General features: G+C 35.3%; 15 protein-coding genes, 1 tRNA gene and 2 pseudogenes. 8 read left to right on the top strand and 10 right to left on the bottom strand.

Annotation, left to right across the window (positions count from 1 at the left end; genetic code table 11):
* Positions 1–8: 8 nt before the first annotated feature.
* The 4 genes and pseudogenes from BscR1v2_RS08395 to parE all read left to right on the top strand — a co-directional run bounded on the left by BscR1v2_RS08395 (position 9) and on the right by parE (position 3,833).
* Complete coding sequence (locus tag BscR1v2_RS08395; protein ID WP_257787982.1) at positions 9–161, top strand: TPM domain-containing protein; 153 nt, start codon at positions 9–11, stop codon at positions 159–161.
* A gap of 86 nt (positions 162–247) precedes the next feature.
* On the top strand, positions 248–397 hold the full coding sequence (locus tag BscR1v2_RS08390; protein WP_250638028.1) for a TPM domain-containing protein: 150 nt from the start codon (positions 248–250) through the stop codon (positions 395–397).
* A gap of 525 nt (positions 398–922) precedes the next feature.
* A complete protein-coding gene (gene lipB, locus BscR1v2_RS03510) occupies positions 923–1,660 on the top strand; it encodes a lipoyl(octanoyl) transferase LipB (RefSeq protein WP_078689761.1) in 738 nt (245 codons plus the stop codon).
* Positions 1,661–1,755: 95 nt separating this feature from the next.
* Positions 1,756–3,833: pseudogene (parE, locus tag BscR1v2_RS03505) on the top strand (DNA topoisomerase IV subunit B).
* A gap of 15 nt (positions 3,834–3,848) precedes the next feature.
* Here parE and recJ read toward each other — a convergent pair.
* A complete protein-coding gene (gene recJ, locus BscR1v2_RS03500; RefSeq protein ID WP_078689760.1) occupies positions 3,849–5,630 on the bottom strand; it encodes a single-stranded-DNA-specific exonuclease RecJ in 1,782 nt (593 codons plus the stop codon).
* A gap of 298 nt (positions 5,631–5,928) precedes the next feature.
* On the opposite strand from recJ, the gene rplM reads away from it, so the two are divergent.
* Both rplM and rpsI read left to right on the top strand, forming a co-directional pair.
* Complete coding sequence (gene rplM, locus BscR1v2_RS03495; RefSeq protein ID WP_010703755.1) at positions 5,929–6,393, top strand: 50S ribosomal protein L13; 465 nt, start codon at positions 5,929–5,931, stop codon at positions 6,391–6,393.
* 3 nt (positions 6,394–6,396) lie between these two features.
* The gene (gene rpsI / locus BscR1v2_RS03490) at positions 6,397–6,894 is read left to right on the top strand and encodes a 30S ribosomal protein S9 (RefSeq protein WP_010703754.1); all 498 of its coding nucleotides are present in this window, start codon (positions 6,397–6,399) and stop codon (positions 6,892–6,894) included.
* A 134-nt stretch (positions 6,895–7,028) separates the two neighbouring features.
* Here the strand turns inward: rpsI and BscR1v2_RS03485 are convergent, their stop codons facing one another.
* The 8 genes and pseudogenes from BscR1v2_RS03485 to BscR1v2_RS03450 form a co-directional block, all read right to left on the bottom strand.
* The gene (locus BscR1v2_RS03485; protein ID WP_010703753.1) at positions 7,029–7,394 is read right to left on the bottom strand and encodes a response regulator; all 366 of its coding nucleotides are present in this window, start codon (positions 7,392–7,394) and stop codon (positions 7,029–7,031) included.
* A gap of 327 nt (positions 7,395–7,721) precedes the next feature.
* Positions 7,722–8,534 carry an MBL fold metallo-hydrolase gene (locus BscR1v2_RS03480; RefSeq protein WP_078689759.1) on the bottom strand — a complete coding sequence of 271 codons (813 nt, stop codon included), beginning with the start codon at positions 8,532–8,534 and terminating at the stop codon, positions 7,722–7,724.
* A gap of 4 nt (positions 8,535–8,538) precedes the next feature.
* On the bottom strand, positions 8,539–9,312 hold the full coding sequence (locus tag BscR1v2_RS03475) for a TatD family hydrolase (RefSeq protein WP_078690310.1): 774 nt from the start codon (positions 9,310–9,312) through the stop codon (positions 8,539–8,541).
* A pseudogene (metG, locus tag BscR1v2_RS03470) lies at positions 9,302–10,860 on the bottom strand (methionine--tRNA ligase). Before metG ends, BscR1v2_RS03475 begins: the two are co-directional and overlap by 11 nt.
* A 60-nt stretch (positions 10,861–10,920) precedes the next feature.
* Complete coding sequence (locus BscR1v2_RS03465) at positions 10,921–11,976, bottom strand: DNA polymerase III subunit delta' (protein ID WP_078689758.1); 1,056 nt, start codon at positions 11,974–11,976, stop codon at positions 10,921–10,923.
* Entirely contained in the window at positions 11,973–12,617 is a 645-nt protein-coding gene (tmk, locus tag BscR1v2_RS03460; protein WP_078689757.1) for a dTMP kinase, read from the bottom strand. Before tmk ends, BscR1v2_RS03465 begins: the two co-directional genes overlap by 4 nt.
* 540 nt (positions 12,618–13,157) lie before the next feature.
* Positions 13,158–14,036 carry a septal ring lytic transglycosylase RlpA family protein gene (locus tag BscR1v2_RS03455; RefSeq protein ID WP_078689756.1) on the bottom strand — a complete coding sequence of 293 codons (879 nt, stop codon included), beginning with the start codon at positions 14,034–14,036 and terminating at the stop codon, positions 13,158–13,160.
* A 372-nt stretch (positions 14,037–14,408) separates the two neighbouring features.
* Positions 14,409–14,484 (bottom strand) — tRNA-Lys (locus tag BscR1v2_RS03450).
* Between the two features lie 919 nt (positions 14,485–15,403).
* On the opposite strand from BscR1v2_RS03450, the gene lexA reads away from it, so the two are divergent.
* Together lexA and rimO are read left to right on the top strand one after the other, a co-directional pair.
* Positions 15,404–16,117 carry a transcriptional repressor LexA gene (gene lexA, locus BscR1v2_RS03445; protein ID WP_078689755.1) on the top strand — a complete coding sequence of 238 codons (714 nt, stop codon included), beginning with the start codon at positions 15,404–15,406 and terminating at the stop codon, positions 16,115–16,117.
* A gap of 273 nt (positions 16,118–16,390) precedes the next feature.
* Positions 16,391–17,704 carry a 30S ribosomal protein S12 methylthiotransferase RimO gene (rimO, locus tag BscR1v2_RS03440; protein ID WP_078689754.1) on the top strand — a complete coding sequence of 438 codons (1,314 nt, stop codon included), beginning with the start codon at positions 16,391–16,393 and terminating at the stop codon, positions 17,702–17,704.
* A gap of 1 nt (position 17,705) precedes the next feature.
* Here rimO and ttcA read toward each other — a convergent pair whose 3' ends face one another.
* The gene (gene ttcA, locus BscR1v2_RS03435) at positions 17,706–18,536 is read right to left on the bottom strand and encodes a tRNA 2-thiocytidine(32) synthetase TtcA (protein ID WP_034990074.1); all 831 of its coding nucleotides are present in this window, start codon (positions 18,534–18,536) and stop codon (positions 17,706–17,708) included.
* Positions 18,537–18,716 lie beyond the last annotated feature (180 nt).

Below are 18,716 nucleotides of genomic sequence, written 5' to 3'. Positions count from 1 at the left end.
TTAATAATATAGCTCATTTGCTTGACACTACAACAATAAAAAGTCTTACAGAAAAGCTATCTGCACTAGAAAAAAACAGGAGATTAATTATCATTGTGACTGTCCCTACCCTTTCGGGAATCGATATCGAAACTTATAGCAATTCTCTGTTTTGCACATGAAGCTTGGGATAAAAAGAGATCAATAATGGTGTATTACTTGTTGTTGCATCAAACGAGCGCAAAGTATGTATTGAGGTGGCTATAGTTTGGAAAAAGAGCTAACAGATGCGATTTCTGCAGTCATTATTGACAATTTTATTCTTCCTAATTTTCATGAAGGAAATTATCAAAAAGGGATCATTAAAGCAGTTGACGCAATTACTGAAGTTATTACAGAAAGTAATTCCGATGTCTAGAATCAGAGCAAAGACTAAAATTGTTGAAATGCAAATAAACGAACTAAAAAAAGAAATGATAGCAAATACTATTTTCTTTTTAATTTTTTTCTAGCGGTTTGTTTGCTAATTTCTGCAATGATTTTTTCTGTAAAAAGTAGATCCACAAAAATATCATTGGATGGATATAGTTTTTACGCTTTGGCTTACTGATGTAAATACTAGGCAAAAACACTTTAATGGAAAATTGGGAAGATATTCAGCTGGTAATTTCGCTAGTTTAATATCAAATTTTAATTTATTGTGCCCACACTTTAAAAATTGCAAGTTTTAAACTCAACATAATAACATAATAATGTATTACTTATATTTAACTAACGGCTTTCTACTAAACTAAAACGGTAGAAATAACTACATGCTTTCACTAATATATAAAAAATATTGATATTGCTCATTTTCTATTTTGATTTTAATGAACAAACCCATATCTTGCTACGCAATGTTACTAATAGCAAAAAAATATAACCCTTAATATAAATATTTCTGATGACATCTAAATTGAAACGCACTGATCGTGATCATTTATCGTATGATTTTAAAACAGATTCTCCCACCTCACCAATTGAATGGAAAATAAGTGATGGTTTAGTCGAATATCCTGAAGCGCTCTGTTATATGCAAAAGCGCGTAGAAAATATTTCTGCAAAAACCGCACATGAACAAATTTGGCTTCTTGAACATCCCCCCCTTTATACAGCTGGTACAAGTGCCAACAAAAAGGATCTTCTAGCACCTAATTTATTTCCTGTTTATGAAGCTGGCCGTGGTGGTGAATTTACATATCATGGCCCAGGACAACGTATTGCTTATGTTATGCTTGATCTAAAACGCCGAAAACAAGATATACGCGCTTTTATTGGTGCATTAGAACAATGGATTATCCAAACGCTTGCACAATTTAATATTAAAGGTGAACGCCGTGAAGATAGGATTGGTGTTTGGGTTACACGACCAGATCGTCCACAAACAATAAAAGGCACTTCTTGTGAAGATAAAATCGCTGCTATTGGTATCCGTGTACGTAAGTGGGTAAGTTTTCATGGAATTGCTATCAATGTTGATCCTAACTTAGATCACTACTCAGGAATTGTTCCATGTGGAATTGCAGATTATGGTGTAACAAGCTTAATTGATTTAGGTTTACCTATAACAATACATGATGTTGATATTGCTCTAAAACAGGCATTTGAACAAATTTTTGGCCCAACAATTGATGTTTCTTAAGTACGTTGATTTTTAAATGAAAAACGGGCATAAAACTTATTTCGATTAAACGTTTATTTTAAATAACTTAAAATTTAGATAGATAATTGAATGCTATGAGCGATAATAATAAAGATCTTTTTAGTATTTTAAACAAAGCTCAGCTTCGTATGGAAACGAAAGCAAATAGTCAGCAAACTTCAGTAAATTCAAAAGCAACACCTGCAAAGGTGCCTGTATCTGCCTCTAAAGATAATGCAGAAACGAATGACTACAATGCATCATCTATTCGAGTACTTGAAGGTTTGGAGCCTGTGCGTTTGCGACCTGGAATGTATATCGGTGGAACAGATAGCAAAGCCCTTCATCATTTATTTTCTGAAATCATTGATAATGCAATGGATGAAGCTGTTGCTGGTTACGCTGATTTAATTGATGTATCACTGGATAAAGATGGTTATCTAACGGTTACAGATAATGGACGTGGAATTCCCATTGAAAATCATCCTCAAATGCCAGACAAATCTACTCTTGAAGTCATTATGACACAGCTTCACTCAGGGGGAAAATTTGATGGGAAAGCTTATCAAACCTCTGGTGGTTTACATGGAGTTGGTATTTCCGTTGTTAACGCTCTTTCTGATGATATGGAAGTCGAAGTAGCACGAGAACGAAAACTTTACCGTCAGCGTTTCTCACGCGGTATTCCTCAATCTGGATTAGAAGACTTAGGTGATGTCTACAACCGTCGTGGTACACGAGTTCGTTTTCATCCTGATAGTAAAATTTTTGGTGAAAAAACAGCTTTTGAACCAGAAAAAATTTATAAAATGGCGCGTTCTAAAGCCTATCTTTTTAGTGGAGTTAAAATTCGCTGGAGTTGTGACCCCATAGTACTTGAAGGTATCAATAATGTTCCTGAAAAAGCTACTTTTCATTTTCCAGATGGGCTTAAAGATTATTTATCGTCATCATTGAATAGTAAATATTGTATAACAACTGAAATTTTTTCTGGTAAAACGAAACAACGTGCCAATCATGGCTCAGTTGAGTGGGCAGTAGCTTGGCATAGTGGTGATGCTGGTGTACAATCCTACTGCAATACTATTCCTACACGAGAAGGTGGAAGCCATGAAATAGGGCTACGGCAAGCTCTTTTACGTGGGCTGAAAGCTTATGCTGAATTAATAGGAAACAAGCGCGCTGCTATTATTACTTCTGATGATGTTATGGCATCAGCCGTTGCAGTGCTTTCAGTCTTTATTAGAGAGCCTGAATTTGTTGGGCAAACTAAAGATCGATTAGCTACAATTGAAGCACAACGTATCGTTGAAAATGCAATACGTGATCCTTTTGACCATTGGCTTGCTAATTCTCCACAAGAAGCGACAAAGCTTCTTGATTGGGTTATTGAACGAGCAGAAGAACGTGTAAAACGACGCCAAGATAGAGAAATAAATCGAAAAACAGCTGTACGTAAATTACGCCTCCCCGGTAAATTAGCAGATTGTAGCCAAAATTCTGCTGCAGGTGCTGAATTATTCATTGTTGAAGGAGATTCGGCTGGTGGTTCTGCTAAACAAGCACGCAATAGAGCAAACCAAGCAATTTTACCTCTTCGGGGGAAAATTTTAAACGTAGCCAGTGCTGCACGCGAGAAGATGATTACAAGCCAAACAATTAGTGATCTTATCCTCGTGCTTGGATGTGGAACACGTTCTAAATATCGTGAAGATGATCTTAGATATGAGCGTGTTATTATTATGACTGACGCTGATGTTGACGGTGCACACATTGCTTCACTTTTAATAACCTTTTTCTTTCAAGAAATGCCCGATCTCATCCGTGGGGGCATTTATATCTTGCCGTACCTCCTCTCTACAGAATATCACAAGGGGGAAAAATTGCCTACGCGCGCAATGACGCCCATAAGGATGAGTTGCTAAAAACTGAATTTACTGGAAAAGCTAAAATCGAAATTGGACGTTTCAAGGGCCTTGGAGAAATGCGCGCTGAACAGCTTAAAGAAACAACTATGCATCCCCAAAAACGCACACTTTTGCGCATTTCTATCAACGCACTTGAAATGCAAAAAACTAAAGATATAGTGGAAAGTTTAATGGGGTCAAAACCAGAAGCACGGTTTCGATTCATACAAGAAAACTCAACTTTTGCTCATAATCTCGATATCTAATCGAAAAAATATCTATCAAGCCACTGTCGCCGCATCAATAACACGCAATTGTGGTTTGATCGTTCCATTCCAGTAATTTAAACTAAGATTACCTGCCACATGAATTGTTTCACCAACATTTTCAGAAAGAAAATTACCAAGGGATGTTCCCACTGCATGAAAAGCTATTCCTTGGAGTTTTTTGCCTTCAAGATCAGAAACAAAAAGGCGTAAATGCCCTTTCCCAACCTCACATACACTGACCAATCGATGAGAAGGAAGAACAAAAACAGGTGTAGCATTTTCCGAACCAAAAGGACCTGCTTTTTCAATCATATCAAAAAGATCTTTATTAGCACCAGAAGCAGAAAGAAAGCCATCTATACTAAGAGACTTTTTAGCACGCAATTGCGAAACTACTAAAGAAACCTTTTCTTCTAACCATTCTCGAAAAGCTTCAACTTTCGTAGATTGGATTGTAATTCCAGCTGCCATACTATGCCCTCCCCCTTTTTCTAATAAGTTTAATGTGACAGCTTCATGAACAAGTGCACCCAAATCCACACCACTAATTGAACGCCCTGACCCTGTACCGCTACCATCTGCTTTTAAAGCAATTACAAAAACAGGACAAAAAAAACGTTCTTTTAAACGAGATGCAAGAATACCAACAATTCCTGGGTGCCATTCTTGGCAAGCAACAACAAGTGATGACATTTCTTTATCGTGATGCACAGAATCAATATAAGCTTCTGCTTGAGCTAATTGAATAGCTTCCATCTCTTGACGTTCCTGATTAAGCTTATTTAATTGCTCTGCCATTTTATCAGCTTCATCTCTATTATCACAACTGAGCAAGCGCGCTCCCAAAGCTTGGTCCCCAATGCGCCCTCCCGCATTAATTCTAGGCCCTAATAAAAAACCTAAATGAAAACTGTTAATTGGCTCACCTATACGTGCAACCTTTGCTAACGCAGCTATCCCAGCATTATGCATAGAACGCGCTACTTGAAGCCCTTTTACTACAAAAGCACGATTAACACCTCTCAATGGAACCACATCGCATACGGTGGCTAATGCAACAAGATCAAGCATACTCAAAAGATCAGGAACAGTTTCTGTCCATTTTTGCTTTCGCAATAAATGATTTACCCATACTAATGTAACAAATACGATGCCAGCAGCACATAAATGCCCTTGTTCAGAAAAATCATCAGGGCGATTAGGGTTAACAAGAGCAACAGCCTCCTGATGAACGTCTGACATTTGGTGATGATCTAAAACTACAACATCAGCACCTGCAAACCTAGCTGCCTTTATTGCATCTGGACTGTTTGCACCACAATCAACGGTAATAATTAAACTCGCCCCTTCTTGGGCTAGCATCTTCATTGCTTGTTCATTTGGACCATAGCCCTCAACGATACGATCAGGAATATAGATTTTAACTGTTATACCAAAATAACGTAAAAAACGTGCCAAAAGCGCTGATGAACAAGCTCCATCAACATCATAATCACCAAAAACAGCTATTTTCTCTCGGTTCATAATAGCTTTAACCAAGCGCTCTGCTGCACATTGCATATCCGTAAAGCTTTCTGGATTAGGCAATAGATTGCGTAGCGTGGGATTAATAAAAGAAACAGCTTCAGATTCATCAACGTTTCTTGCAGCAAGAACCCGAGCTAATTGATCTGGAAAACCAAATTTTTGAGAAATAGCACGAGCATTGTTGATCCCTTGAATATCAAGAGGATCCACCCAAGCTTGATCACAAGCAGAAGATTTAACATTGAGACAATAATAGGGTAACTGCATTATCCTTTATGTACAACGAAAGTAGCAAAAATACAATTAGCACTTAAAAGATGAAATATTTTATATAGCATCATATTTTATCTCATGATATGAATAGACTGTTACACTTAAGAGCGTTATAATACTCTTATTTGTAATTGCGTTGTTTTATTAGTTTTTATTTTTTCTTGACGCAAATCGTAAGACATTATATCAGACAGATAATATATACTGAGATGTATTTTGTTGTGGTAATCATTCACAACGTAAAATAATAAAAATGTTTTCATATTAAAGGGCTTTAATAAAGGATACTTCTATGGCAACTTTTTCACAAAAGCCAACTGAAGTGGTAAAGAAATGGGTTATTATTAACGCAGAAAACCTTGTTTTAGGTCGTCTTGCCACGCTCGTTGCCAATCGCTTACGTGGCAAACATAAAACTACTTTTACCCCCCATGTCGATGATGGTGACAATGTCATTGTTATCAATGCAGAAAAAGTGGCTCTTACTGGCAAAAAATATACTGATAAAAAATATTATTGGCACACTGGCTATATCGGTGGCATCAAAGAGCGTACAGCTCGTCAAATTCTTGAAGGTCGTTTTCCTGAGCGAATTGTTGAAAAAGCAGTAGAGCGCATGATTCCTCGTGGTCCACTCGGTCGCCGTCAAATGAAAAATTTACGTGTTTATGCCGGTAGTCAACATCCGCATGCAGCGCAACAGCCCGAAGCTCTTGATGTCGGTGCTCTAAACCGCAAAAATAAAAGGATTGCTTAAATTATGGCTGAAATTAATTCTCTTTCTGAACTTGGTGCAACAATATCGACTGTAGAAGTTAATAATAAAAGTGAAAGTGTTGCTGCTCCTATTCACGTGCAAAAACTTGATTCACAAAAGCGTGCTTATGCAACAGGAAAACGTAAAGATGCTGTTGCTCGCGTATGGGTCAAGCCAGGCTCTGGAAAAATTACTATTAATAATAAAGAGTTTGATAAATATTTTGCCCGTCCTGTTCTTAGAATGATTCTTCGTCAGCCGATTGTTATAACCAACAGAGATACCCAATTTGACATTGTTGCAACTGTTGCTGGTGGTGGTCTTTCTGGCCAAGCAGGTGCAGTACGTCATGGAATTTCTAAAGCTTTAACTTACTATGAACCAGAACTTCGTCCTATCTTAAAAAAAGGTGGGTTTCTTACACGAGATAGTCGTGTTGTTGAACGTAAAAAATATGGTAAAGCGAAAGCGCGTCGTTCTTTCCAATTCTCAAAGCGTTAATTTTCAGTTCTTGTATGATACGTAAAACCCCACTTTTAGTGGGGTTTTTTAATAGTATATTAAAAAACTATTTTTGAAAATTACACTCTCAGTTTACTTCCTATTACCATTAAAAAGAAAACTGAATAACAACTTCAGTCTAAAAAAGACTTCAGCATTGTAATAAAATGCGGAACAGAAATAGGTTTTGACATATATTCCTCACATCCACTTGCACGAATGCGCTCTTCATCCCCCTTCATGGCAAAAGCTGTTACAGCAACAATAGGAATAGATTTAAGTTCTTCATCCTCTTTTAGTTGTTTAATAACATCAATCCCTGAAACTTCAGGTAACTGAATATCCATAATAATAAGAGAGGGCTTTGTCGAGCGAGCTAAATCTAATGCAATAAGACCATTACGTGTTTCAACGGTTTCATAGCCACTCACCTCTACAAGATCACGGAATAACTTCATATTCAGTTCGTTATCTTCTACGATCATGACTTTCTTTAACATTAATATAAATTTACCCTTCTATAAAAATAGGAAATATAAACAAAAATGCATATTTTCTTTTTCTAATTTTTCTACACAAACCTTTTTTTGTAGCGCTATAGTACCTAGAAAATTGTATTGGATCCACTTCTCAAAAGAAATATATTGACACTTAATTTTGCAAAAAAGAGAGAATAATTATTGTAAAGAATATGTAATATACACTGTAATTGTTAGATAAAGCCTATATACTTTGTTTAATTTAGTTTTCTTTCAATTGACATTAAAACTCAAATTATTCTCTATTTCATGACTTTATTGTACGCAAATTCAATAATTTTATATATTCTAGAGTACATTTGTTTCAAAGGTAAGACCTTGATAAGCAGGTTCAACGTTTGGTGGGACGTAATTTAAAACATCATTATAATCAAGCGAATTATCCATATGAGTTAATATAGCTCGTTTAGGCTTTAAATACTTTATCCAATGCAATGCTTGATCAACCGAAAAATGACTTGGATGGGGTTTAAACTGAAGAGAGTCAATAATTAAAACATCTAAATCCATAAGGTTTTGTAATGCTTCTACAGGAAATTGATTTACATCTGTACAGTAAGCAACATTGCCAATACGAAAACCCAAAGAGTTAATAGCACCATGAAATTGTAAATGTGTGTTAAAAGTAATTGCTCCGCCCTGCCCTTGAATTGTAAATTTACTGTTTTCATTTATAAGATGTGCCTTTAAAATGGGGGAATAATTGGAACCCTTTGGTGTTTGAAAACAATAACCAAAAGACTCATTAAGATACTTTAACGTAAATGCATTTGCATAAATATCTATTAAACATTTTTGGGCAAGCGCATAACTACGTAAATCATCAATACCATGAACATGATCTGCATGAGGATGTGTATAGACAGCAGCATCAAGATAATTAACATGCGATTTTATCATTTGTGATCGAAAATCTGGACCTGTATCAATAACAACTGTTGTTTTCTTTCCCGATTTATCAATTCGTTCAACTAAAAGAGAAGTTCTATAACGTTTATTTTTCGGATTGTTCGCATCACAAGCTCCCCAATAACCATTGGGACGCGGTACACCTGGAGATGAACCACAACCCAATATCGTAAATCGGTAACAATCAAACATTCTTTTATTTCATTTTGCTAAATAAACGAAAAGCATTTTGTGTTGTTATCTGAGCGATTTCTTCAATACTTAAGCCGAGAGTTTCAGCCAAGATAATCGCTGTATGACGCACAAAAGACGGCTCATTTGTTTGCCCACGGTAAGGAACAGGTGCTAAAAATGGTGAATCTGTTTCAATTAACAAACGTTCATGAGGCACAATTTTTGCTATTTCACGAATTTCGAGTGCATTTTTAAAAGTGAGAATACCTGAAAAAGATATATAGCCACCAAGCTCAATGCCAGCACGAGCAAGTTGCATACCAGACGAATAACAATGAAAAATAAATGGAAATTCCCCTTCTTTCATTTGTTCACGTAATATCTGCTCCATATCAGCATCTGCATTACGTGAATGAATTACAAGAGGCAGCTGTGTTTCCCGAGAAGCAATGATATGTTCCCGAAAGCTCTTCTTTTGTTCTTGTGGTGAACTATAATTATAATAATAATCAAGCCCAGACTCACCAAATGCAACAATTTTGGGATGTTTTGATAAACAAATAAGATTTTCAGCTTTAATATTTTGTTCTTCACACACATGATTGGGGTGAGTACCAACAGAACAAAAAACCTGTTCATAAGCTTTTGTGATTGCTAAAAGTTTATCCAACTTATGAACATGTGTTGAAATTGTTATCATGCGCCCAACATCAACAGCTAAAGCCCGTTGAATAACACCATCTAAATCCTGAGCAAAATCTTCAAAATCAAGATGACAGTGCGTATCAATCAACATCATTCACATCAGCTTTCTTAAAGACATAACGGGGAAAAATCGGCACCGGTAATGGAAGATTTTCACCTTCTTTAATTTTTGAATCGCTTATATGATGTAATAAGCGATCTTCTTTAGCAATTGCAAGACTATCAAGAAGTTTAGCAGCTGATTGAGGAATAAAAGGCAAGAGCATAATACCTATCCGTCGTAAAACTTCCAAAGTTACATAAAGAACTGTAAAAAATCTTTCTGGATTACTTTTACATAAACTCCAAGGCTCTTCACTGGCAAAATAGCGGTTAGCATCTGCTACAACTGAAAAAATAGCTGAAAGTGCTAAATGTGGTGCCTGGCGTGACATAGCTTGGCGTGCAACCTCAATTACTTGAAGAGATTGTTCTAAAAGTTGTTCATCCTGAGCTAAAAAATCAGTTGGTGCAGGAATTTTTGCGTCACAATTTTTTTGTATCATGGATAAAGAGCGTTGCGCTAAATTGCCAAGATCATTAACAAGATCTGCAGTAATACGATTTACAAAACTTTCGTGATTATAACTACCATCTTGCCCGAATGGTACTTCACGAAGAAAAAAATAACGGACTTGATCAAGGCCATAACGGTCAATTATTTCAAAAGGATCAACTACATTTCCAACGGATTTTGACATTTTTGCACCGCGATTTAACAAAAAACCGTGCGCAAAAATACGTTTAGGCAATTCAATCCCAGCTGACATTAAAAACGCCGGCCAATAGATTGCGTGGAAACGAATAATATCCTTGCCAATAATATGAGTACTTGCAGACCAAAAATGACGTTTTTTTGATATTTCATTAAAAAAATCAATTGCTGTAAGATAATTTGTAAGTGCATCAACCCAAACGTACATTACATGCTTTGAGTTATTGGGGACACCAACTCCCCAATTAAAATTCGTCCGAGAAATGGAAATATCTTTCAACCCTGATTTGATAAAACTTATAATCTCATTACGCCGTTCATTGGGAGCAATGAAATCAGGATATTTTTCATAATGCTCAAGAAGAGCTTTTTCATAACGAGAAAGCTTAAAAAAATAACTTTCTTCTTCATTCCACTCAACTGGAGATCCTAGCTCTTTTTCACGACGGATTCCATCTTCCCCAATTTGGGTATCCTTTTCTTCATAATAAGATTCTTGACGAACCGAATACCAACCGGCATAACGATCAAGGTAAATATCTCCATTAGCTTCCATTTTTTCCAAATCGCTTGACAGGTTCGGTGATGTCTTTCTTCTGTTGTGCGAATGAAATCATCGTTAGAACAGTTTAACTTTGTAAGCATCTTTTGAAAGATAGCACTGTTACGGTCTGCAAGTTGCTGAGGTGTTATGTTCAATGCCTCTGCCGCCTGTTGCATTTTGAGACCATGCTCATCCGTGCCAGATAGAAAAAATACGTCTTTACCGTCTAATCGTTGAAAACGGGCTAAAGAATCACTCGCAATTGCATTATAAGCATGCCCAATATGCGGAGCACCATTAGGATAAAAAATTGGAGTTGTTATATAATATGTGTCACGCATGTTATACCCAGTTGAAACATAAAAAAGGATACAATGACATAACGCCTATTAATTACATTGTCACGGAAAAAGCTTAGATTCGTGAATGATCTTATGAACTTTAAAAAGTAGATTGATAATAAATTGCTTTTTATCAAGATTAAATGATTGCAGTTGTGCTATTTCCTGATAAATCTCTTGCCATGTTTGTGCATATTTTTTTGAAAGAGTAAGAATCCCCTTTTCAGCCAAAACAATAGCTTTTTTTTGAATCTTATCAAGAATTTCATCACAAAATTGTTGAAATTTGACATCCGAATCTGATGACGAAAGTGTCTGAGCAAGATTGTGGACAAGAGCTAGATTACAAACTGATTGTTCTAAAAAACTATCAATAGTTTGAACAATTTCAAGCCCACTATAACACGTAAGTAAGAGCGCTTTTCGAGGATTTCCTTGGGATTTTTGAATAACCATTTCCATAGTTTCTTTATCAGCTCCCCCCTGATCAGAAAGAATATGTGAAATAACTTGTTTCATCTCATCATCACACAATGGTCGCAAAGAGATTTGTTGACAACGTGAGCGAATTGTCGGAAGTAATTTTCCTGAACAATGTGTAATAATAATAAATAAAGCCTTTACTGGAGGCTCTTCAAGCATTTTGAGAATTGCATTAGCAGCACTTCTACTCATATCATCTGCAGAGTCGATAATAATAATACGCCATCCACCATCTTGCGATGTTTGGTTCAAAAAATGTGTGACATCACGGATATCATCAATTGATATACTTGTTTTGAACTTTTGTGTTTTTAAATCAAAATGGCGAGAAACGTGTATAAGACCAGGGTGACTACCCTGCATTATCTGGTGCCATACAACTGAATCATATTCTGGCTGCAAAAAATCACTTTCTTGATTACTTAAAATATTCCAAGCAAAGTGAAATGCTAATGTTGCTTTACCAATCCCTCGCTCTCCTTCAAATAATAATGCATGATGTACACGCCCTTCTTTACGTATTTGCGCCAAAAAGTGACGAACTTCTTTATGACCGATGATGATGTTATTTTGTGATGGTGATAAAACTCCTTCGATATCGTCATATTGGCGCAAAAAATTGATATCACTCATAGCACATGACCCAATATTAACTGATGACAGATATCTTTTATTTGTGATGCTATCGTTTCTACTGCACAGGTTGCATCAATTACACGAAATCTAAAGGGTTCATTTCTGGCCAATTGGAGAAAAGCTTGTCGTCTTTGTTCTTGAATATTTAATTGATCTTTTTCGAAATAATCGATCTTTCCAATTTCTTTCCTTCGTAAATCTGTGCGCTCCATACCAAACGTTGCTGGTATATCTAACAAAAATGTCAAATTGGGCATAACTGTACCCAGACCGATACGTCCTAAAACAGAAAGAAGGTGAGAATTCACCTTATTATTAAGCCCCTGATAAACCCGCATAGAATCAATAAAACGATCGCATAAAATAATTTTTCCTGCCTGCAAAGAAGGTAAAATAACTTCACTAACATGGTCAACACGTGCCGCTGTAAACAAGACTGCTTCAATGAATGCACCATATTGTTCCGTATTACCTGATAATAAAACATAGCGCATTGCTTCAGCACCCGCTGTTCCTCCAGGCTCTCGGGTTATAACAACATCATAGTTTTTGCTACGAAGATACTGCGCAAGCAAAGAAATTTGAGTCGTTTTACCCGCTCCTTCCCCTCCTTCAAATGTAATAAAATAACCTGACACGTATAAACCTTAATTCCTTACTTTGGCTTATATTATAAGTATTTTTTTAAGCATCCAATTGTTATTTTATAAAGCGCATTTTAAAAATAAATAAAATATTACTTCAATTGTCATTAATTTTGCTAATGAAAATAGGAAAAAGATAATATTATTCTGTTTTTTAATATTATCATGCACCATCAATAATAGCGATCATGGTGTAGAGATTTTGCGCTTTTATCTATTAAACATTAATTCCACATTAATTCCAAAATAAGAAAAAAACTTTAATGTTATTGCTATTATGCAGTTGTTTCCTCTTTGCTTAGAAAATCAATATAAAAAGCAGATTGTACAAAAAAGAGGTTATTTATTCTTCACAAAGAATATATTTATAAATTATACATTTTTTGTTATATAGGATTTGCTTATAACATTTCATTCAGTTATTGGCTTGCTGTAAATATATTTAATTCAGCTTTGTTTTTTAATGAAAATATTTATATTTCCTTGGATCATTTGCTACTTTTTGCGTTTTTTCTTAAGATAATTACAATAGGCTTATCTTGAGTTTTCTTTATTGAGTTTATGAGCAAAAGCTAGTTGATTAAGTGATGTAGGTTTATTAATCAAAATAGGGCCAATATCTGGTAATTTTATCGGAAAAGTTCCAATTGATTGTTTTGGATTTACTGCAGCCTTCATCAGCTGTTTTTGGTGACTTGTATTAAACGCAAAAAATACATTATCTTCTTTGTCTTCTAGAGTATTTGCTAATGCTAGCATCATAGATGAATTATAATCTCTAGATGTATAAGAGGCCATTAAATAAGCACTATCATAATCATTTACAGGCGCTTTGCTGACATACTCTACTTTAATATTCGTCACCCCTTTATTGACATAACCAAGAATTGTTGCAGCTTGTTTGGATAAGTCAATAATTCTATCTTTTATAAAAGGACCACGGTCATTTACCCTAACAATAATAGAAGAGCCATTTTCTAGGTTTGTAACGCGAGCATAACTAGGCAAAGGCATCGTAGGGTGGGCAGCAGTTAAGAGATTCATATCATAGATTTCACCATTTGCAGTTAAACGCCCATGGAAATCTGAACCATACCATGATGCTTGACCAACACGTTTATAAGTTGGATCATCTTCTGGATAATACCATTTTCCTTTTATTTGATAAGGTTTACCAACAACAGCTCTACTGCCTTTATTTTTTGATTTATGCTGTGTATTTAAAGCCTTTTCAGGTACAGTAACAGCCTTTCCAGCCTTTACCTTAGGTGTTGTATTGGTGGAACTTTTCCCTGCAAATTGTGTTGTTTGGTTTGCACAAGCTGTTAATAAACCAACAGCAGCAATCATAGGCACAAATTGAAATATCATTTTAACAACGGAGGTTAACTTTCTTTTACTATTTAAAAGCATTTATCAGCCCGCTTACCCTTTTTCAGCTTTTATTGTAATGAAAATTACATTCTTTGTGTATGGTAGAATTTTATACCCATGAATGACTATATTCGTTAGATTTATGGTATTCTAAAAAATAATCTTTCATCAAGCTATTAACATAATATAAAAGAATATTTGTTATAATTTATGAAAGGTGATGTGTGCCTAAGGTTGATAAAAATTAAACAAAATAAATAAGTTATAAGCATAAAATCAGAAACAAAACATCATAATATAAACTGTGAATTAAGCCGAGCTTACTTTATATGAATAATAGAAGGTAGGTATAATTTACAAATAGCATAAATAATTTTTATCAATTTACAAGGAATTTGGAAACATTATTTATGGTGAGCGCGCAGGGATTCGAACCCTGGACCTACTGATTAAAAGTCAGTTGCTCTACCAACTGAGCTACGCGCTCCCACACAATTATTTTGCTTGTGGAAAATGAATGGGAACATACGGTCGACTTTTCATTTGGTCAACACCTTTTATGAAAAAATATTATTTTTTACTTTGTTTATCAAAATACTGTTTATTGCACCCAACCTTCTTATTATTTCATGCACTCTTTTAGGATACAAAATAATACACAACAGCATATTGTACTCTTTACACCCATTAATATAGGTAGAAGATATGCTTTTCAGTAAATGCAAACGACATCATTCAAATGAAAACAGAATATTAATGATTCAAATTTTGAAGAATTCTTTGCTTCTTTTTTACACAATTTTAGTGTGGCTTAATTTTTCAAACAGTAGCTAACATTGTTGTGAATTAATCATTTGATAAAATGATTCTAGCTATGCAATTCGTAACTGGCTACATTCAATTGAAAAGTTGTTCTTTAATTGATCTATTATTATAATAATAAAGTAGGCAAAATATTTGAGTCTATCTCTATAAGGTAGAGATAACGCTTTTCAAAAGCTGATCATAAAATCATACGACAATTATTTATTCAACCTGAGAAAAGTCTTAGTTGATATCCACAAAATCACACTAAAAACTATAATTATGTCTGTTAAAAATACAGCCTAATATAAATTAAAATTTAAGAAATTTTCTATCCATCAATAATCAATTTATATTCTTACCTAAAAAATGATATTCCATATAGCTGATAACTAAAAAATATAAAATTTGACCGGTGATATATACGAATATTGACAGATAAAAAACAAACGACCCCACATCCTTTATTTCTAGGCTTAAATTTCTAGACGCAAATAAAATGAAGAGTTTTGCGTTATTTTAAAAAAATTGTAGAATAATCATAAAATACTTATGCTTTGTCTTCTATTTTTTCTTTTTCGATTTTTTGATTGGAATGTTGAATGCTGACATGTAAACAATATGAGCTACTTTTATTCATTCACAATCATATGAAAGAAACTGGTGTTCCCCCCTCCTTTGATGAGATGAGAAATGCATTAGAGCTTGCTTCAAAATCCAGCATTCATAGGCTTATTACAGCTTTAGAAGAGCGTGGTTTTATACGTCGTTTGCCAAACCGTGCTCGTGCAGTAGAAGTTATCCGACTTCCTGATAAAATAACATTCGATCTTTCCTCTGCACGTAAAATTTTTCCAAGTATGGTAGAAAAAAACAAAAAGAAAACATTTCAAGACCTTGATAATCTTGATCATTCTGACACGAAAAACAAACAAAATATTACTATCCCTATTATGGGCCGTATTGCTGCTGGCGTACCTATTTCGGCAATACAGCAGCAAACAAATACACTTTCTCTTCCACCAGATATGATTGGTTTAGGTGAGTATTATGCCCTGGAAGTTAAAGGTGATTCTATGGTTGAGGCAGGTATTATTGATAGAGATACTATAATTGTTAAACGTCAAAATACAGCAACACAAGGTGAAATTATTGTTGCATTAATTGATAAACAAGAAGCAACTTTAAAACGTTACCGACGTAAAGGGGCTTCGATTGCATTAGAAGCTGCAAATCCTCATTATGAAACGCGCATATATAAGCCTGAACGTGTTCATATACAAGGCAGACTCGTTGGGCTTATTCGTCATTATTAAAAGACAAAATAGTTGAAAATATAAATAAACAGCTGTGTACGTTTTGGAAATGTCTATATACAAAGTCGTCACCGTGATGATTATAGATAACGCTATTTATTAGCGTTTTTGTTTTTTGTATTCTGTGTGCTCGTGATTATAAATAAGTTTACATAACTTTGTAGCAAAATGTATCAAATGCGTCTAAAGGTTAAAGAGTATGCAGACATTATTCCTAAAAAATAGGAATAATGAATCAGTTAGATTTTCGTTAAAGAATTACAAGGATTAATTATGGCAGCACCTCGCATTAGTTTTGTTTCTCTCGGTTGTCCAAAAGCACTTGTAGATTCTGAGCGTATTATTACAAGTCTTCGTTCTGAAGGTTACGAAATCTCACATAAGCACCAAGGAGCGGATCTCGTTATTGTTAATACCTGTGGTTTTCTTGATTCTGCACGAACTGAATCACTTGCTAATATTGAAAAAGCTATCAAAGAAAACGGAAAAGTTATTGTAACTGGATGTCTTGGTGCTGAACCTGAGGTTATCCGTCAAGCACACCCTAGTGTATTAGCTATTACTGGACCACAAGCATATGAAAACGTCATACAAGCAGTTCATACAGTCGTTCCTCCAGTCCATGACCCCTTCGTTGATTTAGTTCCTCCGCAAGGTATCCGCCTTACACCTCGCCATTATGCTTATTTAAAAATTTCTGAAGGATGTTCTAATCGATGTAGTTTTTGTATTATCCCTGCTCTGCGCGGTAATTTGGTCTCTCGCCCTATAGGCGATATTCTCCGTGAAGCAGAAAAGCTTGTACAAGCAGGCGTAAAAGAACTCTTGATTATTTCACAAGACACTAGTGCTTATGGTATTGATATTAAATATGCTGAAAGCTCTTGGAAAGACCGCACAATAAAAACTAAATTTTTAGATCTTTGTCGCGAACTAGGAGATATGGGTGTTTGGGTGCGTATGCACTATGTTTATCCTTACCCTCATGTTGATGCAGTTATTGAACTGATGGCTGCAGGAAAAATCCTCCCTTATTTAGATATCCCTTTTCAGCACGCATCACCAACTGTTTTACGCAATATGAAACGCCCTGCTCATATGGAAAAAACGAATCGTAGAATTGAAGAGTGGCGAAAAATTTGTCCAGATCTCACTTTGCGATCAACATTCATTGTTGGTTTTCCAGGAGAAACCAATGAAGATTTTGAGATGCTTCTTGAATGGTTAGAAGAAACAAAAATTGAGCGTGCTGGTTGCTTTAAATATGAGGCAGTAAAAGGTGCTGCTGCAAACGATCTTGAATTAGGAAACGTCGCGGAAGAAGTGAAAGAAAGTCGTTGGCATCGCTTTATGGCAAAACAACAACAAATTTCTGCCCGTCTTTTAAAGAAAAAGATTGGACAAAGGCTTCAAATCCTTATTGATGAAAGTCAAGGTAAAGTGGCTAAAGGCCGCAGTAAGTATGATGCTCCAGAAATAGATGGCGTTGTTCATATATCATCACGGCGACCACTTCGTAGCGGTGAATTTGTTACTGTTAAAATCGAACAATCCGATGCCTACGATCTTTATGGTATTGCTGTTTAAATTATAGTAAAGCATTAAAAGCGAAAAGTTTTTTATCAAGCAAATGACTTGGGCGTACATTTGTTAAAGCACGAATCATAGTATCTTTCCGCCCTGGCATTCTTTTTTCGATATCATTTAGCATTTCTTTTATTACATTGCGTTGTAAACCACTTTGGCTACCACAAAGATTACAAGGAATAATAGGAAATTGCATTGCTTGAGAAAACTTTTTCATATCTTCTTCAGCTGCATAAACAAGAGGGCGCAAAACAAAAAGATCCCCCTCATCATTTATAAGCTTTCCAGGCATAGCTGCTAAGCGGCCACCATGAAATAAATTCATAAAAAACGTTTCTAAAACATCATCACGATGATGTCCCAGTACTAATGCAGAGCACCCCTCCTCACGTGCGATACGATACAAATGCCCGCGCCGCAACCTGGAACAAAGCGAACAATATGTTTGCGTTGGTGTCAGCTTATCTGTAACAACTGAATAAGTATCCTGATATTCAATGCGATAAGGAATTTGATAATTATTCAAATAATCAGGAAGAATATGCTTTGGAAAGCCTGGTTGACCTTGATCAAGATTACAAGCTAAAATTTCAATTTGTAAAAGACCACGCCATTTTAAATCTAAGAGAAGAGCCAGTAAACCATAAGAATCTTTCCCACCGGATAAAGCAACAAGCCATTTTTTCCCTGAAGATAACATAGAGAAATCATCGAACGCTTGCCGTATATGACGTAAAAGTCGTTTACGTAATTTATTAAATTCTACAGTTGAAGGGGCAACTCGAAACATTGGATGGCAATCATCAACACTCTCCTCCAAAAGACCACCCATACCTACATTTTCTATTGTTCGATATTACTTAGAAAGTTTAATTGATAATACTATACCCTGTATAATAATACAATGGCTCACTTTCAATCATAATACAAACAGCAACAAATATAACAGGATTTAAATTTATGCTAAATCCTGTCTGTAAATTGGATACCCATAATCAAAAAGATAAAAACG

It is taken from the genome of Bartonella schoenbuchensis R1 (assembly GCF_002022685.1).
Lineage (GTDB): Bacteria > Pseudomonadota > Alphaproteobacteria > Rhizobiales > Rhizobiaceae > Bartonella > Bartonella schoenbuchensis.
The sequence above is the reverse complement of the archived record's forward strand: the minus strand, read 5'-3'. Positions and strand labels throughout refer to the sequence as shown.

Excerpts from the sequence above, each read along its gene's own strand:
- lipB (WP_078689761.1), top strand. The coding sequence starts at position 923 with ATGACATCTAAATTGAAACGCACTGATCGTGATCATTTATCGTATGAT.
- recJ (WP_078689760.1), bottom strand. The coding sequence starts at position 5,630 with ATGCAGTTACCCTATTATTGTCTCAATGTTAAATCTTCTGCTTGTGAT.
- rplM (WP_010703755.1), top strand. The coding sequence starts at position 5,929 with ATGGCAACTTTTTCACAAAAGCCAACTGAAGTGGTAAAGAAATGGGTT.
- rpsI (WP_010703754.1), top strand. The coding sequence starts at position 6,397 with ATGGCTGAAATTAATTCTCTTTCTGAACTTGGTGCAACAATATCGACT.
- BscR1v2_RS03485 (WP_010703753.1), bottom strand. The coding sequence starts at position 7,394 with ATGTTAAAGAAAGTCATGATCGTAGAAGATAACGAACTGAATATGAAG.
- BscR1v2_RS03480 (WP_078689759.1), bottom strand. The coding sequence starts at position 8,534 with ATGTTTGATTGTTACCGATTTACGATATTGGGTTGTGGTTCATCTCCA.
- BscR1v2_RS03475 (WP_078690310.1), bottom strand. The coding sequence starts at position 9,312 with ATGTTGATTGATACGCACTGTCATCTTGATTTTGAAGATTTTGCTCAG.
- BscR1v2_RS03465 (WP_078689758.1), bottom strand. The coding sequence starts at position 11,976 with ATGAGTGATATCAATTTTTTGCGCCAATATGACGATATCGAAGGAGTT.
- BscR1v2_RS03455 (WP_078689756.1), bottom strand. The coding sequence starts at position 14,036 with ATGCTTTTAAATAGTAAAAGAAAGTTAACCTCCGTTGTTAAAATGATA.
- lexA (WP_078689755.1), top strand. The coding sequence starts at position 15,404 with ATGCTGACATGTAAACAATATGAGCTACTTTTATTCATTCACAATCAT.
- rimO (WP_078689754.1), top strand. The coding sequence starts at position 16,391 with ATGGCAGCACCTCGCATTAGTTTTGTTTCTCTCGGTTGTCCAAAAGCA.
- ttcA (WP_034990074.1), bottom strand. The coding sequence starts at position 18,536 with ATGGGTGGTCTTTTGGAGGAGAGTGTTGATGATTGCCATCCAATGTTT.